This is a genomic window from Bacillus sp. BS3(2021) (assembly GCF_021043345.1).
Classification (GTDB): domain Bacteria; phylum Bacillota; class Bacilli; order Bacillales; family Bacillaceae; genus Bacillus; species Bacillus paralicheniformis.
In genome coordinates, this window is record NZ_JAJNDM010000003.1 from 150,824 (window position 1) to 170,653 (window position 19,830).

Here is a 19,830-nt window from a genome sequence, read left to right on the forward strand (position 1 = left end):
ATCGCTTCAGGTTTTGTTTTTATAAAAATGTAAACGGGTTCGTATTTGTATCTGATGGAAAGACGGCGACATTGTATTTTTTCTTTCGGCACATCGCCGTCAGCTTTTTCGCAACTCCGTTTTTCATGATTTGTTCGGCATAATGTCCAGGGTCGACCACATTCAGCCCGATCATCATGGCATCGTGCGCTGTATGGAAATAAAGATCTCCTGTTACATATACATCGGCGCCCCTACGTTTTGCATGATGGATGTATTTATTGCCGTCGCCGCCTAATACAGCGACCTTCTTCACTTTCGCATCAGACTTGCCCACCATCCGCGCTCCGTTTGCCTCCAGCTTTTCCTTCACATAACGGGCAAATGCTTCGAGTGTCATCTCTTCATTCAATTCACCGATACGGCCCAGCCCTTTTCGAAGCGGACTCTGCTCGACGGGATAAATATCAAAGGCCACTTCTTCATACGGATGAGCCTCATTCATTGCTTTAATCACGGATTTTTCAATACCTGACGGATAAACGGTCTCGATTCTTACCTCTTCGACCCGTTCAAGCTCGCCCCGCTTGCCGATAAAAGGATCGGCTTCAGACAGCGGCTTGAAGCTGCCGACTCCTTCTGAAGAAAACGCACAGTGGCTGTAGGCGCCGATATGACCGGCTCCGGCGTCTCCAAGCGCTGCGCGCACCTGTTCTTCATAATCTTTCGGGACATAGACGGCGAGTTTTTTCAGCGGCTCTTCGTAGGTTGGAACGAGCACTTTTGTGTTCTTTAATTCCAGCGCTTCCGCAAGCATGTCGTTGACACCGCCGTCAGCAACATCGAGATTTGTATGAGCCGCATAAACGGCAATATCATGCTTGATGCACTTTTCGATCAGCCTTCCGCCGGGCTGGTCTGTGATGACATGTTTCAGCGGCCTGAAAACAGGCGGATGGTGCGCAATGATTAAGTCAACGTTCTTTGCAATCGCTTCATCAACCGTTTCTTCGAGAACATCTAGCGTGACCATGACATTGGACACCGTTTTGTTCAGCGTGCCGATTTGCAGGCCGATTTTATCGCCTTCAACGGCGTATGACTTTGGTGAAAATTGTTCAAACAATTGGATGATTTCATGCCCGTTTATCGTTTTTGTCATCTTCTAAGTACCTCCTTTAAGACCTCTATCCGTTTTGACAGTTCAAGCAATTTTTGTTGATTTTCTGCACTCGGAAGAGCCGCTTCAATTTGTTGATAGATGTTTTCCGTATGTTTCAGTTCTTGCGACCATTTTTTGATAAAAACAGCATTTTTTTGTTTGGCCAAAAATGGGCCGACAAGCATGCCTGCCGCAAAGGAAATCCCATCGTAAGCCGCATCCCGATCGCCCGCTTCCGCGACGAGAACCTCATAGTACTTGCCGTCTTCTTCAAGGATTTCTTCATTGATCAGTGCATAGCCTTCCTGATAGAGCCATTCTCTAATATGGTGAGCGTGGATATTCGGCTGTAAAACCAAACGTTCCTTACCTGAGAGCTTATCCTTGCCCGCTTTTAGAATGTGAGCAATGAGCGAGCCTCCCATTCCGGCAATCGTGATCACATCAGCTTCGCCCTTTTCAATCACTTCAAGCCCGTCGCCTTTCCTTACGGATATGAGCGGACTTAATTGCAATTTCTCAACCTGCTGCTTCGCAGAAAGAAAAGGACCATCTGTGATTTCTCCGGCGATCGCGGCACTTGCCAGTCGATTCAGCACACAATAGCAAGGCAAATACGCATGATCAGACCCGATATCAGCGACAACCGCCCCTTTTGTTATGTATTTCGCCACAGTCTGCAGCCTTTTCGATAACTTCAATTCATTCACAATTATCACAACTTTTCTAGATTCATTTTTCCTTTACTATCATATAAAAAATCGCTTTAGTTTCCAAGCTGGAACAGCAAATCAACATTTTACTCGATCAATTTTTGATTTTCTCTGTAGTACGCACGTAAAGCATGAGTCTCAAGATCCGCGAGCCGAACCGGAATCGGCAGCCTGCTTTCTCGATTGACCAAGCTCATCGCGATGTCATAACTGCTGTCTAAATCAATCAAATGTCCGCATGATAGAAATATCGGTTTGACATCTTGCCTTGTCCGCACCGCACGTCCGTAGACTTCGCCATCAATTACAATATCAGTATAAGCACCGAAATTATTATCAGGCATCACAAAATCAGTTTGTTTTATTTTCAAGTAAGTTTTCGCAATGCCGATCGTTGGCTTTTCGAGAAAAAACGCCGCATGTGTCGCAATCCCCATATGGTTAAAATGGAGATAGCCATTCCCGTCAAATAAAAAAACATCCGGTTCAATCGTCAGCTTCTTAGCCGCCTTAATAATAAGCGGCAGCTCCCTAAAAGCAAGAAACCCCGCGATATAAGGCACAGCGATTTTTCCTGCACTATGTACTTTTTCAATGACACGCTTCGTATGAAAATCCAGCACGATGATACTGCAGACACCAAACGCTTCACCATCTTCCTCCCAATAAGCTAAATCAACCCCCGCACAGGTTTGCAGAGCGTCTTTACTGATGGAGTTTACTAGATTGATATGTTTTTTTAGTTTTGTTTGTATCGTTAAGAAGTCATTTTCTTGGTTTAAATTAAAATCGTGTATGTTGTTGATGTTCATTTTTAAAACCAACTTTCTATCATCCCATTTTTTTAAGCGCCTTTAGCCAGATCATATCTAAATTGTTCAGTTCATTCAAAGTTATTGATTCATACCGGGATAAGCCGGGACAGCAAGATGTCTTATAGAATGAGCAGCATATAAAAAAGAACCCCTCAACAAGCAAAAAATTGGGAGCTCTGTTTGTCTTTTTGTAAATCGAAGTATTTTCTAATCATTCATTATTATTCTTTATTTCTCAGCTTCATCGTCATACTGTTTACACCCTCAAAAACAGCGTCCCGTATGATTTCAGTGTAATTCTCATAACTGTCGCTTTTGGCTTTAATGATATCTAAAACTTGTTTAAATTGTCCATCTATGATAATCGTAATGCCTTCGACCTTTTCACCTGTCTGATCATTCACAAATTCCTCATTTAACATGGTTACCGTATCATTACTATTCATAAGACACTCTCCTATCTTTTTGAAAATAAACTTTTCCCTTTATGATTGATCCAATACTTTTGATTTGTAGGAACTAGATTTGTAAAGTCCTCATAAATTCCGATCCAATGATTCGGTACATATTCTTCATAAGATGCTGGCTCTGGGTATATGGAATACAACTTTTTTGACCAAAATCTAACAAATCATCGACTGGCTATTTATATTTATGTTCGGCTGCTTTTTGAAGTGTGGCTTCGATGTGGTCCACTAATTTTTCCGGTCTTCTCGTTTCCATGTCTTCTAACGGGTTATCCCAGTCTAGATTTTTTATTAACAGCATATAAAAGGTGCCTGAAGGATCAATATCTATATACCAGCCGACATCTAAAGTCAAGCGGCTTTCTTTATGCTCCAACTGCAATAATGATGACGTAAAGTTGAACCAGTCATCACTGTCTTCCTCTAACTGATCTGGATCGATATCAATTAGTTTATTATAAGAGACAGTCCATCCTTGAGGAACTCTCAGACGTAAATAGTCAGGAGGGCCTTCAAAAATAAAAATGTTCCCTCCAAATGCCCCCGCTTCTATTTTCCAAATGATCCGTTCCAATTCGTCCACTAACTGCCGGCGATCTTCAACATTGATTGTGTCAATCGTTTCTCCATGATTGTCACAAATATGTATAAGATAATCATCATGGCCTTTAATGATTTTGACCGCAGCATGATATCTTTGTTTTTCTAATTCTATTAATTTGGTATTTGGTTCAACTGTTTCTTGTGTGACGGTTAAATCATGATATTTAACGAACCAGCCGCACGGTATATTTATAGGTTCTAATGATTTTATGGAATTAGACAAATCGTTCACTCCTGATTTTCTATTATAAACTGTTGATTTGTTTTCTGCTATATCTGAATGTTATTACGAATAAAGCTCATTACTTCTTCGACTAATTGAGTGTTCTTACCAAAATTCATTTAGATAACCACCTTTTCAATAACTCTTCGGTTGCTTTACCGCCTCTGTTCCAAATAGGGAGCTTTTTCTTTTTTTCACTTTTATAAAATTCTTTAGATATTCCTATTCTTTATATAAAATAAGAAAGCTGGGATATCCCAACTTTCTTATTTTTATTCTGCACTATTAAGTAAAAAATCTTGAATACTCTCCCTGGAAACTTTTTCTGACCCCTCTTTTTTCAAAAACTTCAAAAAAGCTTTTTCTTTTTGACCTGGATTTTTAGATAATAAACTAAAGTGACTATGAAATTCCTCAAATAACTCGTAAGAATCAATAGATTCGATGGTTTCAGGTAAATACTCATCTTTCTGATATTTATATGCTTTGTAAATTGTATAAGATATTGCATCGGCAATACATATCCAAGCATCTAGAGCATCTTCATTTGATTCAAGCTGCATTAAAGTTAAAATCCCTGTGTCATCTAAATTTTCCAGGTAAGTATAAAGATCGTCTGCTTCTATATTCTTGTGTTCAAGCCACTTCCAGCAGGCATCTAATGCTTCTTTTATATAATTGAAATCATTTGATTGTTTTAATGCAGGAACTATTGCTTCACAAAGTCCTAAATAATATGCAGATTTTAAATGATCGTTCAATTCTTCCCACTCTTGAAACATCTACTACACTCCTCAATTAAATATATTCACCATTTTTAATAACTAAATTCAATCTTCCGTTTGGCTTGATTCCTTGAATAGTCTCAGAAGTTACTTCTATCGTTAAATTAGGAAACATCTCGCTAAATTGCTTAAATATCCCAGATGGTACATTTGGATTATTTAGTCCTTGAATACAGGTTGGACAAACCCCTTTAGGATTAGATTGGTGAATTTTTAATGTTCCTGTTATTTCAGCAGGATTTTTTCCTACAGCTTCTACTTTGCTTATAAAGTCATTTAACACGCCTTCTTCAGCATGTCTTGTTGCACTTGCGATTTTTCCCGGAGATTTTATAGGTCTATCTGGCATTACTGAGTCTAAATCGGGAAGCCCGGCTTCTTTTCTAACTTTAGGCGATCCACCCTCAAATACTAAATTTTCCAAACCTTCCACATCTGTCTTTCCAACTGCAACAGTGTCAGTTTTAGGAACATTCCATTTTTGGCGTAGAACATCTAAATCAGCTTTTCCAACATCTATTTTACTCCCAGTCCTATTGGCTCCCTTACTGACGTTCCCCCCACCACTCACCATCTTCACAATTCCAAGCTCTTTCACCGGCGTTTTCTCAACATTCACGCGGACAATTGGGGTGCCGATGCGGTGGCCTGTTGTGGAGGCCGGCTGTTCGACGTAGACGCGGACGTTTGTCGGAACTTGGAAGGATTTCACCTTTTCAAGGATGTTGTTTCCTTTTTGTACCAGCGCCGCTTTTGGCGATTTCGCGAGCGGAATGTTTTTGCCGGCCGTTTTGGCCAATGTTTGAGCGCCGTGGTTTGCCGTTTTTGCGACAGCACCTGCACCGACGAGACTCAAGGCTGCTTCGATCAGGCCTTGTTTCCGCCTCTCCTCAGAAACTTTGTTTCCAAACATGTCCTTGCCCGTGACGGCTTCTGAGAACCCATTTGAAGCGACAAGGCCGTAGGCGCCCATTTCCGTCATTTTCAAGACGTTCAACGTTTTTGAGGCTTTGTAAGCGTCAAGCGCGTGTTCAGCAGCGATGAGTCCTTTTCCTGTTTTATAAATGGCTTTGCCGCCTTTGAAGGCTCGGCCTGCCCACCCTACGATCGGAATAAATCCTGCTGCCGCCATTGCTCCGGCGGCGACACGCTGGCCGTCTGTCAGCTTTTCTCCTGTGACCGGGTCGACGCCGTCAGCGGCTCTCTTATAATCATAATACCCGCTGACTTCTCCGACAAATGTTCCGGCTGCGTCGAGCGCTTTTAAATACCAAGGCTTGTTCGCTTCTTCTTCTTGTTTTTCCTGAAGCCTGCGCGCTTCTGCCTGTTCATTTTTGAATTCAATATAATTGGCGGCTTGATTTTCGACGTCTATCGTATTTTTATAGATCTCGCTTGAGTGGAACGATTTCAAGCTAAAATACATCGGCGAGGCGGTTTTTCCGTGGCTTGTAGCTTCCATTAGCCCGGAATATTTGCCGAGCACGGCGCTGTCGAGCGCTTGTAAGTTTGTGTATTCGGTCTTGAGCGATTCATCCAGCTGATTAACGGCGTCGATGGTGTTTTGCCGAGTTGTTTGCGCTTTAGACATTTTATCAATATAGTCGTCGAGCGTCCAATTGTCCAAGTCAACGATATCGCTGATACTCGCGATGATTTTATCCATTTCCAACTTGAGCCCCGAGACGATTTCCGTCGCTTTCAAATCAGCGTTTTTCAGTTCATGATCCAAAAAAGAGATTTCCACATAAGAATCGGACAGCTTTTTGTCCTTTATATCACCTGATACACCTTTAAAAAAAGCAATCTGCGCTTCAACAAGCTTTAACCAACTGTCTACAATCTCTGCCTGTCCCTTATAGAAGTCTTTAATGTTGTCCGCACCTTTCCCCTGAAAATCATCACCTAAATCGGCGACTCCGAGAAACGCTTTTTTGAGCGTTTGCAGTTGATCCTCAAAGGTTTCGTATTGTTTCTTGCGGTTATTCGCTGCTTCAATTAAAGAATGCGCTTCAAATACTTTCATTGAATTGTCCTCTCTAACCTAAGGGCTATTTTCTGGCGATTGCTTTGTCCTGCTCTTTCAGCAAATCGACATTTTCCTTCGTATCCTTTATGTTTTTGTGTACGGCTTTTTTGTAATCGGCCACCATCTGATGAATGTTTTGCTCGCGTTCGTGGCACTTTGTCGTATATGTCAATTTATTTTTCCCTGCAGCTTTCGGAGGGTTTGGCAGGTCTAGGGCATCAAGCGCCTCTCTTACGGCCTCCAGCTTTTTGATGACCGCTTCATGTTTCAGCTTGATTGTCGTCATTAAAACCAGCTCCAACTGTTTTTGATTGAGCGGAGTTTATCGCTCAACTGATCAACCGCTTTTTCTCCGAGAGAAAGCAAATGATCCGCCTCTTTAGCTGCCGCTCCCGCCAATTCAAGGCTGTGTTTTTCAATTTCCAGCGCGAAAATTTTTCTCTCCAGCTGTGAAATATAGCCTTCGTACTTTCCGTTCACGATGTTGTACATAGATGTATGAGCCTCATCCCGTTCGTCATCAAAATCGTTGGCGAAGTCCCCTGTCCAGTGGCTGTTCAGATGAGGGTGCAAGATTTGTCTGATCTCGACTATCCCGGTTTCGTGTTCTTTCTCAATTTCCTTTTTTGCTGTTTTGACACGTTCAATCCGGCTTTCTACATCAGTCAGCTTTTGGTTAATCGTGCTGTGGATATGATTCAATGTGCTCTCATGACTCATATGATTCACCTCAAGAAATACTCAAATAGACGGATGAAAACAGTGCATCCGCTGCATTCTCTCCATTTATATAATAGTAAAATAGATGCAATCTTACTTAAATAGGGTGGATTGCTTATTTTTTCCCTTGCAAAGATGAGTGCAGTCTTCAGAAAAAGTAATAAAGACCTATTCCTGATAGACGCCGCACCGTCATAAAGGACGGAATCACGGATGCTGAAACAGTTCAGATCACCCATTTACCGAAAACAGAAAAAGGATTCGCACAAAAGCTCTTATCAAAGCTTTCATTGCGAATCCTTTTGGTGATGAAACGGTTTTAACCTATTTAATCTCTGACACCCATTTTGCCATATCATCAAGCTTTTCCGCCGGAACCAGTCCTCCCGGCATTCCGTTACCTCCTTTTTCAATCTTTTCTTTAATCGCACCTGTATCCATCCGGTCTCCGACGCCCTTCAGTTTAGGTCCTGATACACCTTCATAATTCTCGCCGTGGCAGGTTACACAGTTCGCTTTGTAAATTTCTTCAGGCGAGGCATCCGCTTTGTCTTCTTGAGCTGTTTTATTCCCTTCGCCTGCAATTTCTTTTTCGTCATAAAGGCCTTTTATGGATAAGATAAAAACCAGTCCTATGCCCATAATGGCGATTAATAAAAATGGTATCAATGGATTGCGGTTCATTTTACATCCCCCTTTTTAATTTACCCCTGCCCCTTATGTAAACAATTCTAATTCTACTTTAATTTTACAAAAAGTAAACCAATTATGAAACAAAAGCTGATGAAGTTCACATTTTAGACAAAATAACGGATGATGAAGCAATTGTTCATTTTCCATTTAAAGACCAGTTTTTGAATACGGTTACAACAATAATTATAAAGGGCTTTTCCTTCGATCTCAAGGTTATAATGACTCAAAATGCACTTTTGGATATTTGCAAATTCGAAAGAAATTAAGTAAAATATAATCGGGTTACCAATAATAGCGCTTTCATTCTGTCGTGAAAAAAAGAACGGATCTCCTGACCCGTTCAAGTTTATTCGAGAAAATCTTTCAAGCGTTTGCTTCTGCTTGGATGTCTTAATTTACGAAGTGCTTTAGCTTCTATTTGACGAATTCGTTCTCTTGTTACCCCAAATACCTTACCAACTTCTTCTAATGTTCTTGTACGACCATCATCAAGGCCAAAGCGAAGGCGGAGCACATTTTCTTCACGGTCTGTCAATGTATCCAGTACATCTTCAAGCTGTTCTTTCAGCAATTCATATGCTGCATGATCTGACGGAGAAGTCGCTTCCTGATCCTCAATGAAGTCTCCCAGATGTGAATCGTCCTCTTCACCGATCGGAGTCTCGAGTGAAACCGGTTCCTGGGCGATCTTTAGAATTTCACGGACTTTTTCAGGCGTCAGATCCATATCTTCCGCAATCTCTTCAGGCGTTGGCTCGCGGCCGAGATCCTGAAGGAGCTGCCTTTGAACACGAATCAGTTTGTTGATGGTTTCAACCATATGAACAGGAATCCTGATAGTTCTCGCCTGGTCGGCAATCGCTCTTGTAATCGCCTGTCTGATCCACCATGTCGCGTATGTGCTGAATTTGTATCCTTTGCGGTAGTCAAACTTTTCTACCGCCTTCATCAGGCCCATGTTTCCTTCCTGAATAAGGTCAAGGAAAAGCATTCCGCGGCCGACATACCGTTTTGCGATGCTGACGACAAGTCTCAAGTTGGCTTCAGCCAGCCGGCGCTTCGACTCTTCGTCGCCTTCTTCGATTTTTTTCGCGTATTCGATTTCTTCTTTTGCAGACAAAAGGTTTACCCGTCCGATTTCTTTCAGATACATGCGGACAGGGTCGTTTATCTTAACGCCCGGAGGCACGCTTAAATCGTTAAGGTCAAATTCTTCTTCGGCCTTGGCCAGCTGTTGAATATTAGGATCCTCATTTTCTTCGTTCTCGCTAATTAATTCAACGCCTTGTTCTCCTAAAAATTCATAATACTCATCCATTTGGTCTGATTCGATCTCGAAGCTGGACATGCGCTCTGCAATTTCTTCATATGTGAGCACTCCGCGCTTTTTTCCGGCTTCTGTTAATTGATCCCTCACCTGTTCAAATGTGAATTCAGTTTCGGTCTCGTGTGCTTGTTTATCAGCCATTCATGGATCCCTCCTTCCAAAACTTACAGACGAATTCTAAAAGCATCCCGCTTTTTTTGTTCCTATTTCACGAATAAAGCCTTCTCTCTCATCTAGGGCTTCACGGGAAAGCAAATCATAAATTGACAATATATGATTAGGACAAGCAGCTTTTGCTCCTCCGTTAGGATTCATTGCCAAAAGCTTTTCCTATTATATATAACGGTTTATTTCAGCGAACGGTTCAGCTTAACAATTTCCTGTGCCAAAGTTGCCGCTTTGATGAAGTCTTTTTGCCTCTCGGCTTCCGCCCTTGCAGCTTCTTTTTCTTTTATCATTGACCAATTTCGATAATTCAACACTTTTTTTACATAATCAGATAATTCCGCTTCACTTAATTCTTCGTTCACCTGAAGCATTAAGATATCTGTCAGAAGCTGACCGAGTTCCTGATCCTCAACTCTCTTAAAGAGCTCCTGGATGGAAATGTCCGCTCCTTCTTCATACATGGCGTACAAATAAGCGGCAATCGCGCGGTGCTGATCAAGGTTGAATTCAAAGCCCACCCGGTCTAAAACCTTTCGAATGACGTCCCGGTCATGAATCATGTGAGCCAGGAGCATCCGCTCCGCGTTCTCATGAGCCGGCCGAAGACCTGTCTTTCTCCGCGGGGCGCGCGAAACGGCCGCCTGCCGCTCTTTTGAGTCCTGACGGCTGCTTTCCCTGCTGCGGCTTACAGCCTGCTTTTCAAATACGGAAAGCTGATCCTTCAAGGATTCAAATGAGATTGAAAATTCATTTGCCAGCTGTTTGACGTATATTTCCTGTTCCAAAGGTCCGCTGAGAAGGCTGACTTCCTTCAGTACATCGTTGATATAGGCTAAACGGTCTCCTTCATCAGACAGGTTTCTGCCCTTGCGGAAATAGTTCATTTTAAACGTCATCATCGTAACGCTGGCCCCTATTACATCATTCTTAAATTTCTCGCTTCCGAATTTTTTGATGTAGTCATCGGGATCCAGCCCGTCAGGTATCATGGCCACCTTGACGTCGCAGCCTTTTTTCTGAAGAATCTCCGCCGCTTTCAGCGTGGCTTCATAACCGGCATGATCCGAGTCATAGCACAGTATGACCTCTCCGACATTTCGCCTGATGATTTTCGCATGCTCTTCTGTCAGCGATGTGCCCATCGTGGCGATCGATTCTTTCACACCGGAACTGACGGCTGAGATGACGTCTGCAAATCCTTCAAAAAGGACGGCCCTCTCTTCTTTTCGAATGTGAAGGCGGGCCTGATGGAAATGATAGAGAAGCTTGCTTTTTCGAAAAAGCGGCGTTTCCGGGCTGTTCATATATTTTGGCTGCTCCCCGGTGAACGTCCTTCCGGAAAAAGCGACCGTTGCGCCGTGATGATCATGAATCGGAAACATAATCCTGTTTCTGAAACGGTCAAAATAGCCGTCACCGTTCTCGCGTCTGATGATGAGTCCAGCTCTTTCCATCAGCGCAAGATCAAAACCTCTCCGTTCCAAAAACTTTGTGATGAAATCCCATGAATCAAGGGCGCATCCGATTTCAAACTGCTCGATCTGCTCCATCTCAAAGCCTCTTTCGAGCAAATAATCGAGCGCTTCCTGGCCTTCCTTTGTATTGACCAGCAAATGATGATAAAATTTCTTTAACAGATCATGAGCTTCCGCCATTTTCTGTTCATCCGAACTGCCTGTGCTGTATGCTGATACAGCCGCTACCTGCTCCGGCAGATCTATTTGATATTTGTCCGCCAGGTGAGAGACGGCCTCCGTAAATGAATAACCTTCCATTTGTCTTAAAAATGAAAAAACATTCCCTCCCGCTCCGCAGCCAAAACAATGAAAAATCTGTTTTTCTCCGGAAACGGAAAAAGATGGCGTATTCTCACCATGAAAAGGACAAAGCCCAAAATAATTACGCCCCTGTTTTCTCAACTGGACGTACTCTCCGATAACTTCTACGATATCAGCTGATTTTTGCACCTGTTCTACAATTTCGTCTGGTATACGATTGCCCATGTTCCAACACTCCGTCGTACATAATTCGCTGCTTAGTACGTAAATCCTTCAATTTTCGACAAGATTTTTTGCAGCTCTTTGACAAATCGCTCTCGGTCTTCCTTGACCAGTTTTTTCGGGCCTTTCGTGTAACGTCCGCTTCTTCTCAATTTTTGTGCGACGTGACGGCGGAAAAGAGCATGATCGATGGAGTCCTCTTCGAAAAGATAGCCTCTCTCCGACATCACATAGACCTTTTTGCCAAGCAAAAGTGATGCCAGCCCGATATCTTGTGTGACGACGACATCACCTGGTCGAACATGGTTGGCAATGTACAGATCGGCTGCTTCTTTATGCGGATCGACATATGTCCAATTCTCTTCTTCTTTCCTTGTGACTTGAAAATGCTCGAATGAAGCCACGAATATGACCTTTACGTCGAAATCCGCCGCTGTTTTGAGCACTTCATCTTTCACCGGGCATGCGTCTGCATCGACAAAAATCGTCCTTTCTTTTTCAAGAAGACTAATTCTCCATCCCTCCATCAATCTCCTGCTATAAATACAGGCAAAATCACACAGGTTTCAAAAATAATCGATCTATAAGAATTTGTCGAAAGTTTTTTTCGGGAAATTCTTGACACGATACCCATAATAGTTTATTCGTTCTGTACTAAGCTTAAACCTAAAAGTTAATTATTTTATCACAATTTTTTATTATAATACAAATGGGTTAAAGATGCTAACATTTTCACTTTTCCCAAAACCATCAAAGCAAAAACCCAGGATGGGGTGTCCTGAGTTTTATTCTTAGACCCTTTTTGTCATCATGTTGTGAATAATGTTGGCCGTTTCCTCTACCGCTTTATTTGATACGTCTACGACATTGCAGCCGATGCGGCCGACGATCTTTTCAAAGAACTCCAGCTCTTCTTTGATGCGGTTGATATTAGCGTAAATCGCTTTGTCGTTGAGGCCGAGCGATTTCAGGCGCTCTTTGCGAATATGGTTCAGCTTATCCGGGCTTATTTTTAACCCGATGCATTTAGCCGGATCAACGGTAAAGAGCTCTTCGGGAGGATCCACCTCGGGAACGATCGGAACGTTTGCCACTTTTAACCGTTTGTGCGCCAAGTATTGGGATAACGGAGTTTTGGACGTTCTCGACACGCCGATCAGCACGATATCCGCTTTTAAGATGCCCCTTGGGTCTCTGCCGTCGTCATATTTTACGGCAAATTCGATGGCCTCTACCTTCTTAAAATAATCTTCGTCCAGCTGCCGGACTCTGCCCGGCTCGTATTTCGCGCTAAAGCCGTAGACCGTCTCCATTTTCTCAATCAGCGGGCCGATGATATCGTAATACACGACATTCGCCTTTTCCGCTTCGGCGATTAAAAAATCACGAATCTCCGGGACAACAAGCGTAAAACAGATGATGCCTCCGTCCGCTTCTGCCAGCGAGATCACTTCTTTTATTGTTCCGCGGTCTTCGACATAAGGAATCCGCCTGATGTTTGTCTGCTCGGATGAACCGTTAAACTGGCTGATAGCCGCCTTGACTACGAGCTCAGCGGTCTCGCCGACAGAGTCTGATACAACATAAATCGTCCGATTACTCATGATATCCCTCCATTTGAAGTTCACTCTACATGATTTCATTTTCAGATAAGCCGACTAAAATTTTTGTCATGTTCGTTTTCGTAATTCTTCCCACAACTTCATAGCCTTTTTCTGTATCTTTTACAACAGGCAGTGCGTCAATTTGTTTTTCGATAAGCATCTTGGCAATGTCCAAAATGAAATCGTCGCGCCTGCAAAGCGTAATGTTCGGCATTCTCGTCATAATGATATGGACGGGTATTGAAGGGAGCTCCTGTTTGCCGATGCTGGCTCTGAGCAAGTCTTTTCGTGAAAGTACACCGACTAAGATGGCATTATCATCAACGACAAAAAGCGTTCCTACGTCCTCTAAAAACATCGTGCAAATCGCATCATAAACGGAGACATTTTCATGAATGACCACCGGAATGGACTGGAAGTCTTTCACCTGCAGCTTTTTCAGCTTATCAGCCAAGAGCTGCGTGCCCGTCTTTCCCGTGTAGAAATAACCGACCCGCGGCCTTGCTTCCAAAAATCCTGACATCGTCAATATCGCCAAGTCCGGACGAAGCGTAGCCCTTGTCAGATTCAGCTTTTCCGCGATATGTTCTCCGGTAATCGGTCCGTTCTCTTTGACAATCTGCAAAATATGCTCCTGACGTTTATTTAGTTCGATCGTACTCACCACCTTTAAGCCGAAGCTCACAATTCGTTCGTTATGTATAAAAGTCGATAACATATTATAACGCATATGAAGACTAAAATAACAGCAATTACAATTGAATTCTATGAAAAAGACAGGCACAATTTGACAAGGATGTGAAAAATCAATTTGAGCAAAAAGACGATTGCCAGCTTGTCAGCAACCGTCTTCTGCGGTGTTTATTTTACAATGATGGCATTGATGTTTGCAAAAGATCGGATCAGCTCCGCCAGGCTTGCCATTTGCGCCAGGCGGTTCGCTTTTAATCTTTCATCTTCGGCATGGACCATCGTGTGATCAAAATAAGCTTCGATCGGCTCTTTCAGCTTGGACAGCTCACTGAAGGCTCCCTCATAATCTTTTGCTTGGTAAAGGGTCTCTAATTGCTGTCTGCACGCCTCATAAGCTTTGAAAAGCTCCTCTTCTTGAGGGTTTTCAAACAGTGACGCGTCAATGGCGTTCGTTTCGCTCTTTTTGCTGATCGAAATAACCCTTGCCAGCGCTTCAGCCGTTTCTTTAAATTCCGGTTTTGCTGCAGCCGATTCAAGAACAGCGGCTTTTTTGACAGCCGAATACGGCTCAAGGTTCGAGCTTTCGAGCACGGCATCCACCACATCGTAGCGGATGTTTTCCGCTGTTAATACGTATTTGAGGCGCTGTTTAAAGAATTCGAGCAGTTCGCTGTTTGCTTCCTGTCCGGCAAACGCAGCCAGTTCTTTGAATGAAATGCCCCAGTTCCAGTCAAGCAGGATTTGGACGATGCCGCTCGCCTGTCTTCTTAGTCCATACGGATCCTGAGATCCTGTCGGAATAACGCCGATTTTAAAGAATGAAGCGACCGTATCGAGCTTATCCGCTAATGCGACGACGGCGCCGACGATTGATGAAGGTGTTTCCCCTCCGGCTTGTCTCGGCATATAGTGCTCATTGACAGCGAGCGCCACTTCTTCTTTCTCCCCGAGCATCCGCGCATATTTTTCTCCCATGATGCCCTGCAGCTCAGGAAATTCGTAAACCATGTGTGTCACAAGGTCGAATTTTGAAATGTGCGAAGCGCGCTTGATCAGCTGCACCGTCTCTTGATCCGCACCGATGATTTCAGCGATCCGTTCAGCAACCGCCTCAGTGCGTCTTACTTTGTCTCCAAGTGATCCCAGTTCTTCGTGGAAAACGATCTTTTCGAGTTTTTTCACATTCTCGTCAATGTTTAATTTTTGATCTTCTTTATAGAAGAAGGCGGCGTCTGAAAGCCTTGCTCTCAGTACTTTTTCGTTCCCTCTCGCCACGTTTTCAAGGGCGCGGCTGTCTCCGTTGCGGACGGTCACAAAGTAAGGAAGCAAGCCGCCGTTTTCATCTTTGACAGGGAAATAGCGCTGATGCTCTTTCATCGTTGTCACGAGCACCTCTTCAGGAATTGCGAGAAATTCCTCTTCGTAAGAACCGAACAGAACCGTTGGATATTCAACCAGATGGGTAACCTCATCCAGCAGATCCTCGTCTCTCGGAATGTCCCAGGACTTTTCAGCCGCCAGTTCGTCAAGCTGCTTAACGATCAGCTGCTTCCGTTTGTCCGGATCGGCAATCACAAACTGGCTTTCAAGTGCCGCTTCGTATTCAGAAGGTGCGCTCAAGCCGGCTGTTTTTCCGAGGAAGCGGTGTCCCTGTGTTGTGCGGCCGGTTTCGACATGAGCGACTGAAAACGGAACGACTTCACTGCCGAACAGCGCGACGATCCATTTAATCGGCCTGATGTATTTCAAATCTTCGCTGCCCCAGCGCATGTTTTTTGGAAAGTGGAGGCTTGTCACCAAGTCGCCGAGCTCAGGAAGTAATGAAAACGTATCCTGACCTTTTTGAAATTTTTGCACAAAAACATATTCCGTTCCTTTGATGTCTTTAAAATACAAATCTTCCGGACTTGCTCCTTGCCCCCGTGAAAAGCCGATGGCCGCCTTTGTCCATTCGCCGTTTTCGTCAAGGGCGATTTTCTTTGCCGGTCCTTTCGCTTCTTCTGTCACATCGTCCTGCTTCTCCGCCACGTTCTCGACAAGAACGGCCAGTCTTCTAGGGGAGTTATAGAGCTTGACGGAACCGAAGGCAATATTTTTTTCCTTGAGCCAGCTTTCCAGTTTTTCACCAAGCTGAGTCATGCTGTCATGCATGAAGCGCGCCGGCATTTCTTCTAATCCGATTTCTAAAAGCAAATCTTGATTACTCATGTGAAGCCTCTTCCTCCTTCAGCATTGGGAAACCCAACTTTTCGCGTTCATCATAATACGTTTTCGCCACTTTTCTGGCCAGATTTCTCACCCTTGCAATATATCCTGTGCGCTCCGTGACGGAAATCGCTCCTTTTGCGTCAAGCAAGTTGAACGTATGCGAGCATTTCAGTACATAATCATAAGCAGGATGGACAAGTCCCTGATCCATCTGACGGTTCGCTTCTTTTTCGTACGTGGCAAACAATTCGAACAGCATGTCGACGTCAGATGTCTCGAACGTATAGACGGAATGCTCGTATTCAGCCATCTTGAACAGGTCTTTTATCGTATAGCCTTTCGTCCATTCGAGGTCAAAGACGTTTTCTTTGTCTTGAATATAAGAAGCAAGGCGTTCAATACCGTATGTGATTTCCACAGAAACCGGTTTGCACTCAAGCCCGCCGACCTGCTGAAAATAGGTAAACTGGGTGATTTCCATGCCGTCAAGCCACACTTCCCAGCCAAGCCCGGCGCAGCCGAGCGACGGATTTTCCCAGTTATCCTCGACAAAACGGATATCATGCTCCAGAGGGTCGATTCCAAGAGCTTTTAATGAATCTAAATAAAGCTCTTGAATATTGTCGGGAGACGGCTTAATGATCACCTGGAATTGATGGTGCTGATAAAGCCTGTTCGGGTTGTCCCCGTATCTTCCGTCCGCAGGACGTCTTGACGGCTCCACATAAGCGACTTTCCAAGGTTCAGGTCCAAGGCTCCGCAAAAATGTATATGGACTCATCGTTCCTGCACCCTTCTCTACATCATACGACTGCAAAAGTACGCATCCTTCATTGGACCAGTGCTTTTGCAGGGTCAAAATCATTTCTTGAATATTCAAATGAAGCACCTCCATAAAACGTGTTTTCAAGTTTAATTTTTGGCATAGGGCTGGTTTGGGCAGAAAAAAACTCCCGTCCCTATGCTTGTTTGCCCACAAACATAGGGACGAGAGTTCTCCCGCGGTTCCACCCTAATTGCTGAGAGGAAATGTCTCAGCCTCTTTTTTAAAAGTTGCTCAGGGAATGCCTTTCATTACGCTCTCATCCCCGGCTTTCACCGCCCCGGAGTCGCTTCAATGAGGCCGTGCGCAATTACTTCTTTCCGTCAACGCAACGTCATTATTGAATCCAATCTTCATGACATGATCTTATAAAAAGATGAAGAGGTTGTCAACTTTTGTTTTCATCGCCCAGCATCTTTTTCATATTGTCCATTTGTTCCATGAAGCGCCGCGATTTCAGGTAGATCCCTGAGTACTCGTCATAGTACGTCTGTATGACCCTTTTCAGCTCATCCTTCGTCTCCTGTTTAACCGAGACATTTCCGAGCCTTGACAGGTCAAAATAAAAAAACAGCCTCAACAGCCTGGCGGATGCGGGAGACAGCGGTATCCTGTATGGATCTTTCGCAAAACAGCGGTGGCAGATAAAGCCGTTGTCGCGGATCGAAAAATGAAATGTGCCGTCTTTGCTTTTGCAATGTACACATTCATCCAGCTCCGGATACAGCCCCATCACGCTGAGCATTTTAACTTCGATAAGGTTGGCGATAATGTCGGGATCTGTACCGTCATCGAGCCTCCTCATCGACTGAAGAAGCAGCTCAAATAAAAACGGATTCGGTTTCTTTTCCTCCGTTCCCTTGTCGATTAATTCAGTGATGTAGGCCGCGTATGCTGTTAAAAACAGATCCTCGCGTATATGCCTCATGCTTTCGATCATCTCGCCCTGCTCCAATGTGCCGAGACCGGATGATTTGCGGAATAAAAAAGAAGCATAAAGGAACGGCTGGGAAATCGCTGACAAGCGGCTGTTCGGCTTTTTGGCGCCCCTTGCCAGCACACCGATTTTCCCGTGTTCTCTCGTCAACAGCGTAATGATTTTATTTGTTTCACCATAGTCGTTTGTACGAAGGACGATACCTTCACATTTCGTCAGCATATGTGCACCATCCAAAAATTGGAGGGGTCAAGCATGATCACAAAATTGGAAAGTCAATTTGCGCTAGCTCTTCTTCAAGTACTTCGGGTCTTTCCAGGTTCTCCTTTTCCAATTCTTTAAAAAGGAGGTACGTGTCTACGCTTCCTGTTTGTGAAAATACATTCCAAGTAAAATTCAACATAAAAAGCCCCACCTTTCTGTTTATAACTAGCTTTTTAAACATCCAAATTCTTAAGATTATCTTGACCTTGTATCCTCCATTTCATGTTAAACAATTTTTTCTAATATATCTTTGATTTCGAGAGATTTTGTCACGACTAAACCGCGGTCAAGCTCTGTTCGTTAATACTCGTCTTCTCTAAATCCAAAATCACGAAGCTGAGACATCTTGTTGCGCCAGTCTTTCTGCACTTTAACCCACAGCTCTAAAAACACCGATGATCCGAGCAGCGCCTCGATATCAGTTCTTGCCCGCTTGCCGATTTCTTTAAGCAGGCTGCCTCTTTTTCCGATGACGATCCCTTTTTGTGAATCGCGTTCGACGACGATGGTCGCGCTCACATACACAGAACCGTTTTCCCGTTCTTGAATGGACTCGATCGAGACCGCAATGCTGTGAGGGATCTCTTCCCTTGTCAGATGCAGCACTTTTTCCCGAATCAGCTCAGAAATGATAAATCGCTCCGGATGATCGGTCACCTGGTCACTCGGGTAAAACTGCGGACCTTCCGGCAAATAATCTTCAATTTGCTTTAAAAGCGTATCGATATTATTTCCCTCAAGGGCGGAGATCGGAACGACTTCCTGAAACGGATACCTGGTTCTGTACTCATCGATAAGCACAAGAAGCTCATCCGGATGAATCCGGTCGATTTTGTTGACGATCAAAAATACCGGCGTCTTGACTCCTTTTAAGCGCTCGATGATAAATTCGTCGCCTTTTCCGTAGCCTTCCTCCGCATTGATCATAAACAAGATCAAGTCGACTTCCTTTAAAGTGTTCTGCGCCACCTTCATCATAAAATCGCCCAATTTATGCTTCGGTTTATGAATGCCCGGCGTATCGATAAAAATCGTCTGGGATGTATCGGTTGTCAGCACACCTTGCACTTTGTTTCTTGTTGTTTGCGGTTTGTCGCTCATGATGGCGATTTTTTGGCCGATCACGCGATTCAAAAATGTAGATTTTCCTACGTTTGGTCGTCCGATAATGGAGACAAATCCTGATTTAAAGCTTTCCTGTGTCATGTAAGTCCTCCGATGAAAATGCTCCTGGCAGTAATTCTTGAACCGTCATTTCTTTGATTTGGCCATTCAGATTGGTTAAGATGACAGGCATGTTTGGTGAACAAAGTTCAGAAATCACCTGTCTGCACGCTCCGCACGGCGACACCGGACCCGGCGTATCCGCAGCGACGGCAAGCATCTTAAACGATTTTTCCCCTTCCGAGTAAGCCTTGAACAACGCTGTCCGCTCGGCGCAGTTGCACAGGCTGTATGCAGCATTTTCAATGTTGCAGCCTTTGTACACCTTGCCGTCCTCAGTCAAAAGGGCAGCGCCGACTTTGAATTTCGAATACGGAACATATGCAAATTCCCTTGCTTTTAAAGCTTCTGCAATCAATTCTTGTTTAGTCAATGTGTGTATTCCTTCCTATA

Annotated in this window: 21 protein-coding genes; all 21 read right to left on the reverse strand. The window is 43.9% G+C overall.

Annotated elements, in window-relative coordinates; translation table 11 throughout:
- Positions 1-19: 19 nt before the first annotated feature.
- The 21 genes from LQ247_RS08405 to LQ247_RS08505 all read right to left on the reverse strand — a co-directional run bounded on the left by LQ247_RS08405 (position 20) and on the right by LQ247_RS08505 (position 19,810).
- Positions 20-1,141 carry a Nif3-like dinuclear metal center hexameric protein gene (locus LQ247_RS08405; protein WP_101561087.1) on the reverse strand — a complete coding sequence of 374 codons (1,122 nt, stop codon included), beginning with the start codon at positions 1,139-1,141 and terminating at the stop codon, positions 20-22.
- Positions 1,138-1,803 (reverse strand): tRNA (adenine(22)-N(1))-methyltransferase, encoded by a 666-nt coding sequence (locus tag LQ247_RS08410; protein WP_230631872.1) that lies wholly within the window; start codon positions 1,801-1,803, stop codon positions 1,138-1,140. The genes LQ247_RS08405 and LQ247_RS08410 overlap by 4 nt, the downstream gene beginning before the upstream one ends.
- A gap of 137 nt (positions 1,804-1,940) precedes the next feature.
- Positions 1,941-2,666 (reverse strand): endonuclease V, encoded by a 726-nt coding sequence (locus LQ247_RS08415; RefSeq protein ID WP_023855230.1) that lies wholly within the window; start codon positions 2,664-2,666, stop codon positions 1,941-1,943.
- Positions 2,667-2,890: 224 nt separating this feature from the next.
- Positions 2,891-3,115 (reverse strand): hypothetical protein, encoded by a 225-nt coding sequence (locus LQ247_RS08420; RefSeq protein ID WP_020452227.1) that lies wholly within the window; start codon positions 3,113-3,115, stop codon positions 2,891-2,893.
- Between the two features lie 196 nt (positions 3,116-3,311).
- Positions 3,312-3,971 carry a hypothetical protein gene (locus tag LQ247_RS08425; RefSeq protein ID WP_231005877.1) on the reverse strand — a complete coding sequence of 220 codons (660 nt, stop codon included), beginning with the start codon at positions 3,969-3,971 and terminating at the stop codon, positions 3,312-3,314.
- 263 nt (positions 3,972-4,234) lie between these two features.
- Positions 4,235-4,744: an Imm6 family immunity protein gene (locus tag LQ247_RS08430; RefSeq protein WP_105980318.1), complete on the reverse strand. Its 510-nt coding sequence runs from the start codon at positions 4,742-4,744 to the stop codon at positions 4,235-4,237.
- Between the two features lie 16 nt (positions 4,745-4,760).
- Positions 4,761-6,773, reverse strand: coding sequence for a ribonuclease YeeF family protein (locus LQ247_RS08435; protein ID WP_231005878.1), 2,013 nt, complete (start codon positions 6,771-6,773; stop codon positions 4,761-4,763).
- A gap of 25 nt (positions 6,774-6,798) precedes the next feature.
- Positions 6,799-7,062 (reverse strand): YwqI/YxiC family protein, encoded by a 264-nt coding sequence (locus LQ247_RS08440; RefSeq protein WP_043928719.1) that lies wholly within the window; start codon positions 7,060-7,062, stop codon positions 6,799-6,801.
- Positions 7,062-7,496 (reverse strand): YwqH-like family protein, encoded by a 435-nt coding sequence (locus LQ247_RS08445; protein WP_023855236.1) that lies wholly within the window; start codon positions 7,494-7,496, stop codon positions 7,062-7,064. Before LQ247_RS08445 ends, LQ247_RS08440 begins: the two co-directional genes overlap by 1 nt.
- Before the next feature lie 324 nt (positions 7,497-7,820).
- A complete protein-coding gene (gene cccA, locus LQ247_RS08450; RefSeq protein WP_020452233.1) occupies positions 7,821-8,180 on the reverse strand; it encodes a cytochrome c550 in 360 nt (119 codons plus the stop codon).
- Positions 8,181-8,535: 355 nt separating this feature from the next.
- The gene (gene rpoD, locus LQ247_RS08455; protein WP_020452234.1) at positions 8,536-9,657 is read right to left on the reverse strand and encodes an RNA polymerase sigma factor RpoD; all 1,122 of its coding nucleotides are present in this window, start codon (positions 9,655-9,657) and stop codon (positions 8,536-8,538) included.
- Between the two features lie 206 nt (positions 9,658-9,863).
- Complete coding sequence (gene dnaG, locus LQ247_RS08460) at positions 9,864-11,687, reverse strand: DNA primase (protein ID WP_023855237.1); 1,824 nt, start codon at positions 11,685-11,687, stop codon at positions 9,864-9,866.
- Positions 11,688-11,719: 32 nt separating this feature from the next.
- Entirely contained in the window at positions 11,720-12,211 is a 492-nt protein-coding gene (locus tag LQ247_RS08465) for a YaiI/YqxD family protein (RefSeq protein WP_023855238.1), read from the reverse strand.
- A gap of 264 nt (positions 12,212-12,475) precedes the next feature.
- Complete coding sequence (locus tag LQ247_RS08470; protein WP_023855239.1) at positions 12,476-13,288, reverse strand: pyruvate, water dikinase regulatory protein; 813 nt, start codon at positions 13,286-13,288, stop codon at positions 12,476-12,478.
- A gap of 25 nt (positions 13,289-13,313) precedes the next feature.
- Entirely contained in the window at positions 13,314-13,952 is a 639-nt protein-coding gene (locus LQ247_RS08475; protein ID WP_025804968.1) for a helix-turn-helix transcriptional regulator, read from the reverse strand.
- A gap of 197 nt (positions 13,953-14,149) precedes the next feature.
- The gene (gene glyS, locus LQ247_RS08480; protein ID WP_231005879.1) at positions 14,150-16,189 is read right to left on the reverse strand and encodes a glycine--tRNA ligase subunit beta; all 2,040 of its coding nucleotides are present in this window, start codon (positions 16,187-16,189) and stop codon (positions 14,150-14,152) included.
- The gene (gene glyQ / locus LQ247_RS08485) at positions 16,182-17,069 is read right to left on the reverse strand and encodes a glycine--tRNA ligase subunit alpha (protein ID WP_020452239.1); all 888 of its coding nucleotides are present in this window, start codon (positions 17,067-17,069) and stop codon (positions 16,182-16,184) included. The genes glyS and glyQ overlap by 8 nt, the downstream gene beginning before the upstream one ends.
- Before the next feature lie 331 nt (positions 17,070-17,400).
- The gene (gene recO, locus LQ247_RS08490; RefSeq protein WP_020452240.1) at positions 17,401-18,171 is read right to left on the reverse strand and encodes a DNA repair protein RecO; all 771 of its coding nucleotides are present in this window, start codon (positions 18,169-18,171) and stop codon (positions 17,401-17,403) included.
- 37 nt (positions 18,172-18,208) lie between these two features.
- On the reverse strand, positions 18,209-18,352 hold the full coding sequence (locus LQ247_RS08495; protein ID WP_003183626.1) for a YqzL family protein: 144 nt from the start codon (positions 18,350-18,352) through the stop codon (positions 18,209-18,211).
- A gap of 161 nt (positions 18,353-18,513) precedes the next feature.
- A complete protein-coding gene (gene era / locus LQ247_RS08500; protein WP_020452241.1) occupies positions 18,514-19,419 on the reverse strand; it encodes a GTPase Era in 906 nt (301 codons plus the stop codon).
- Complete coding sequence (locus tag LQ247_RS08505) at positions 19,400-19,810, reverse strand: cytidine deaminase (protein ID WP_020452242.1); 411 nt, start codon at positions 19,808-19,810, stop codon at positions 19,400-19,402. Before LQ247_RS08505 ends, era begins: the two co-directional genes overlap by 20 nt.
- Positions 19,811-19,830: the final 20 nt, after the last annotated feature.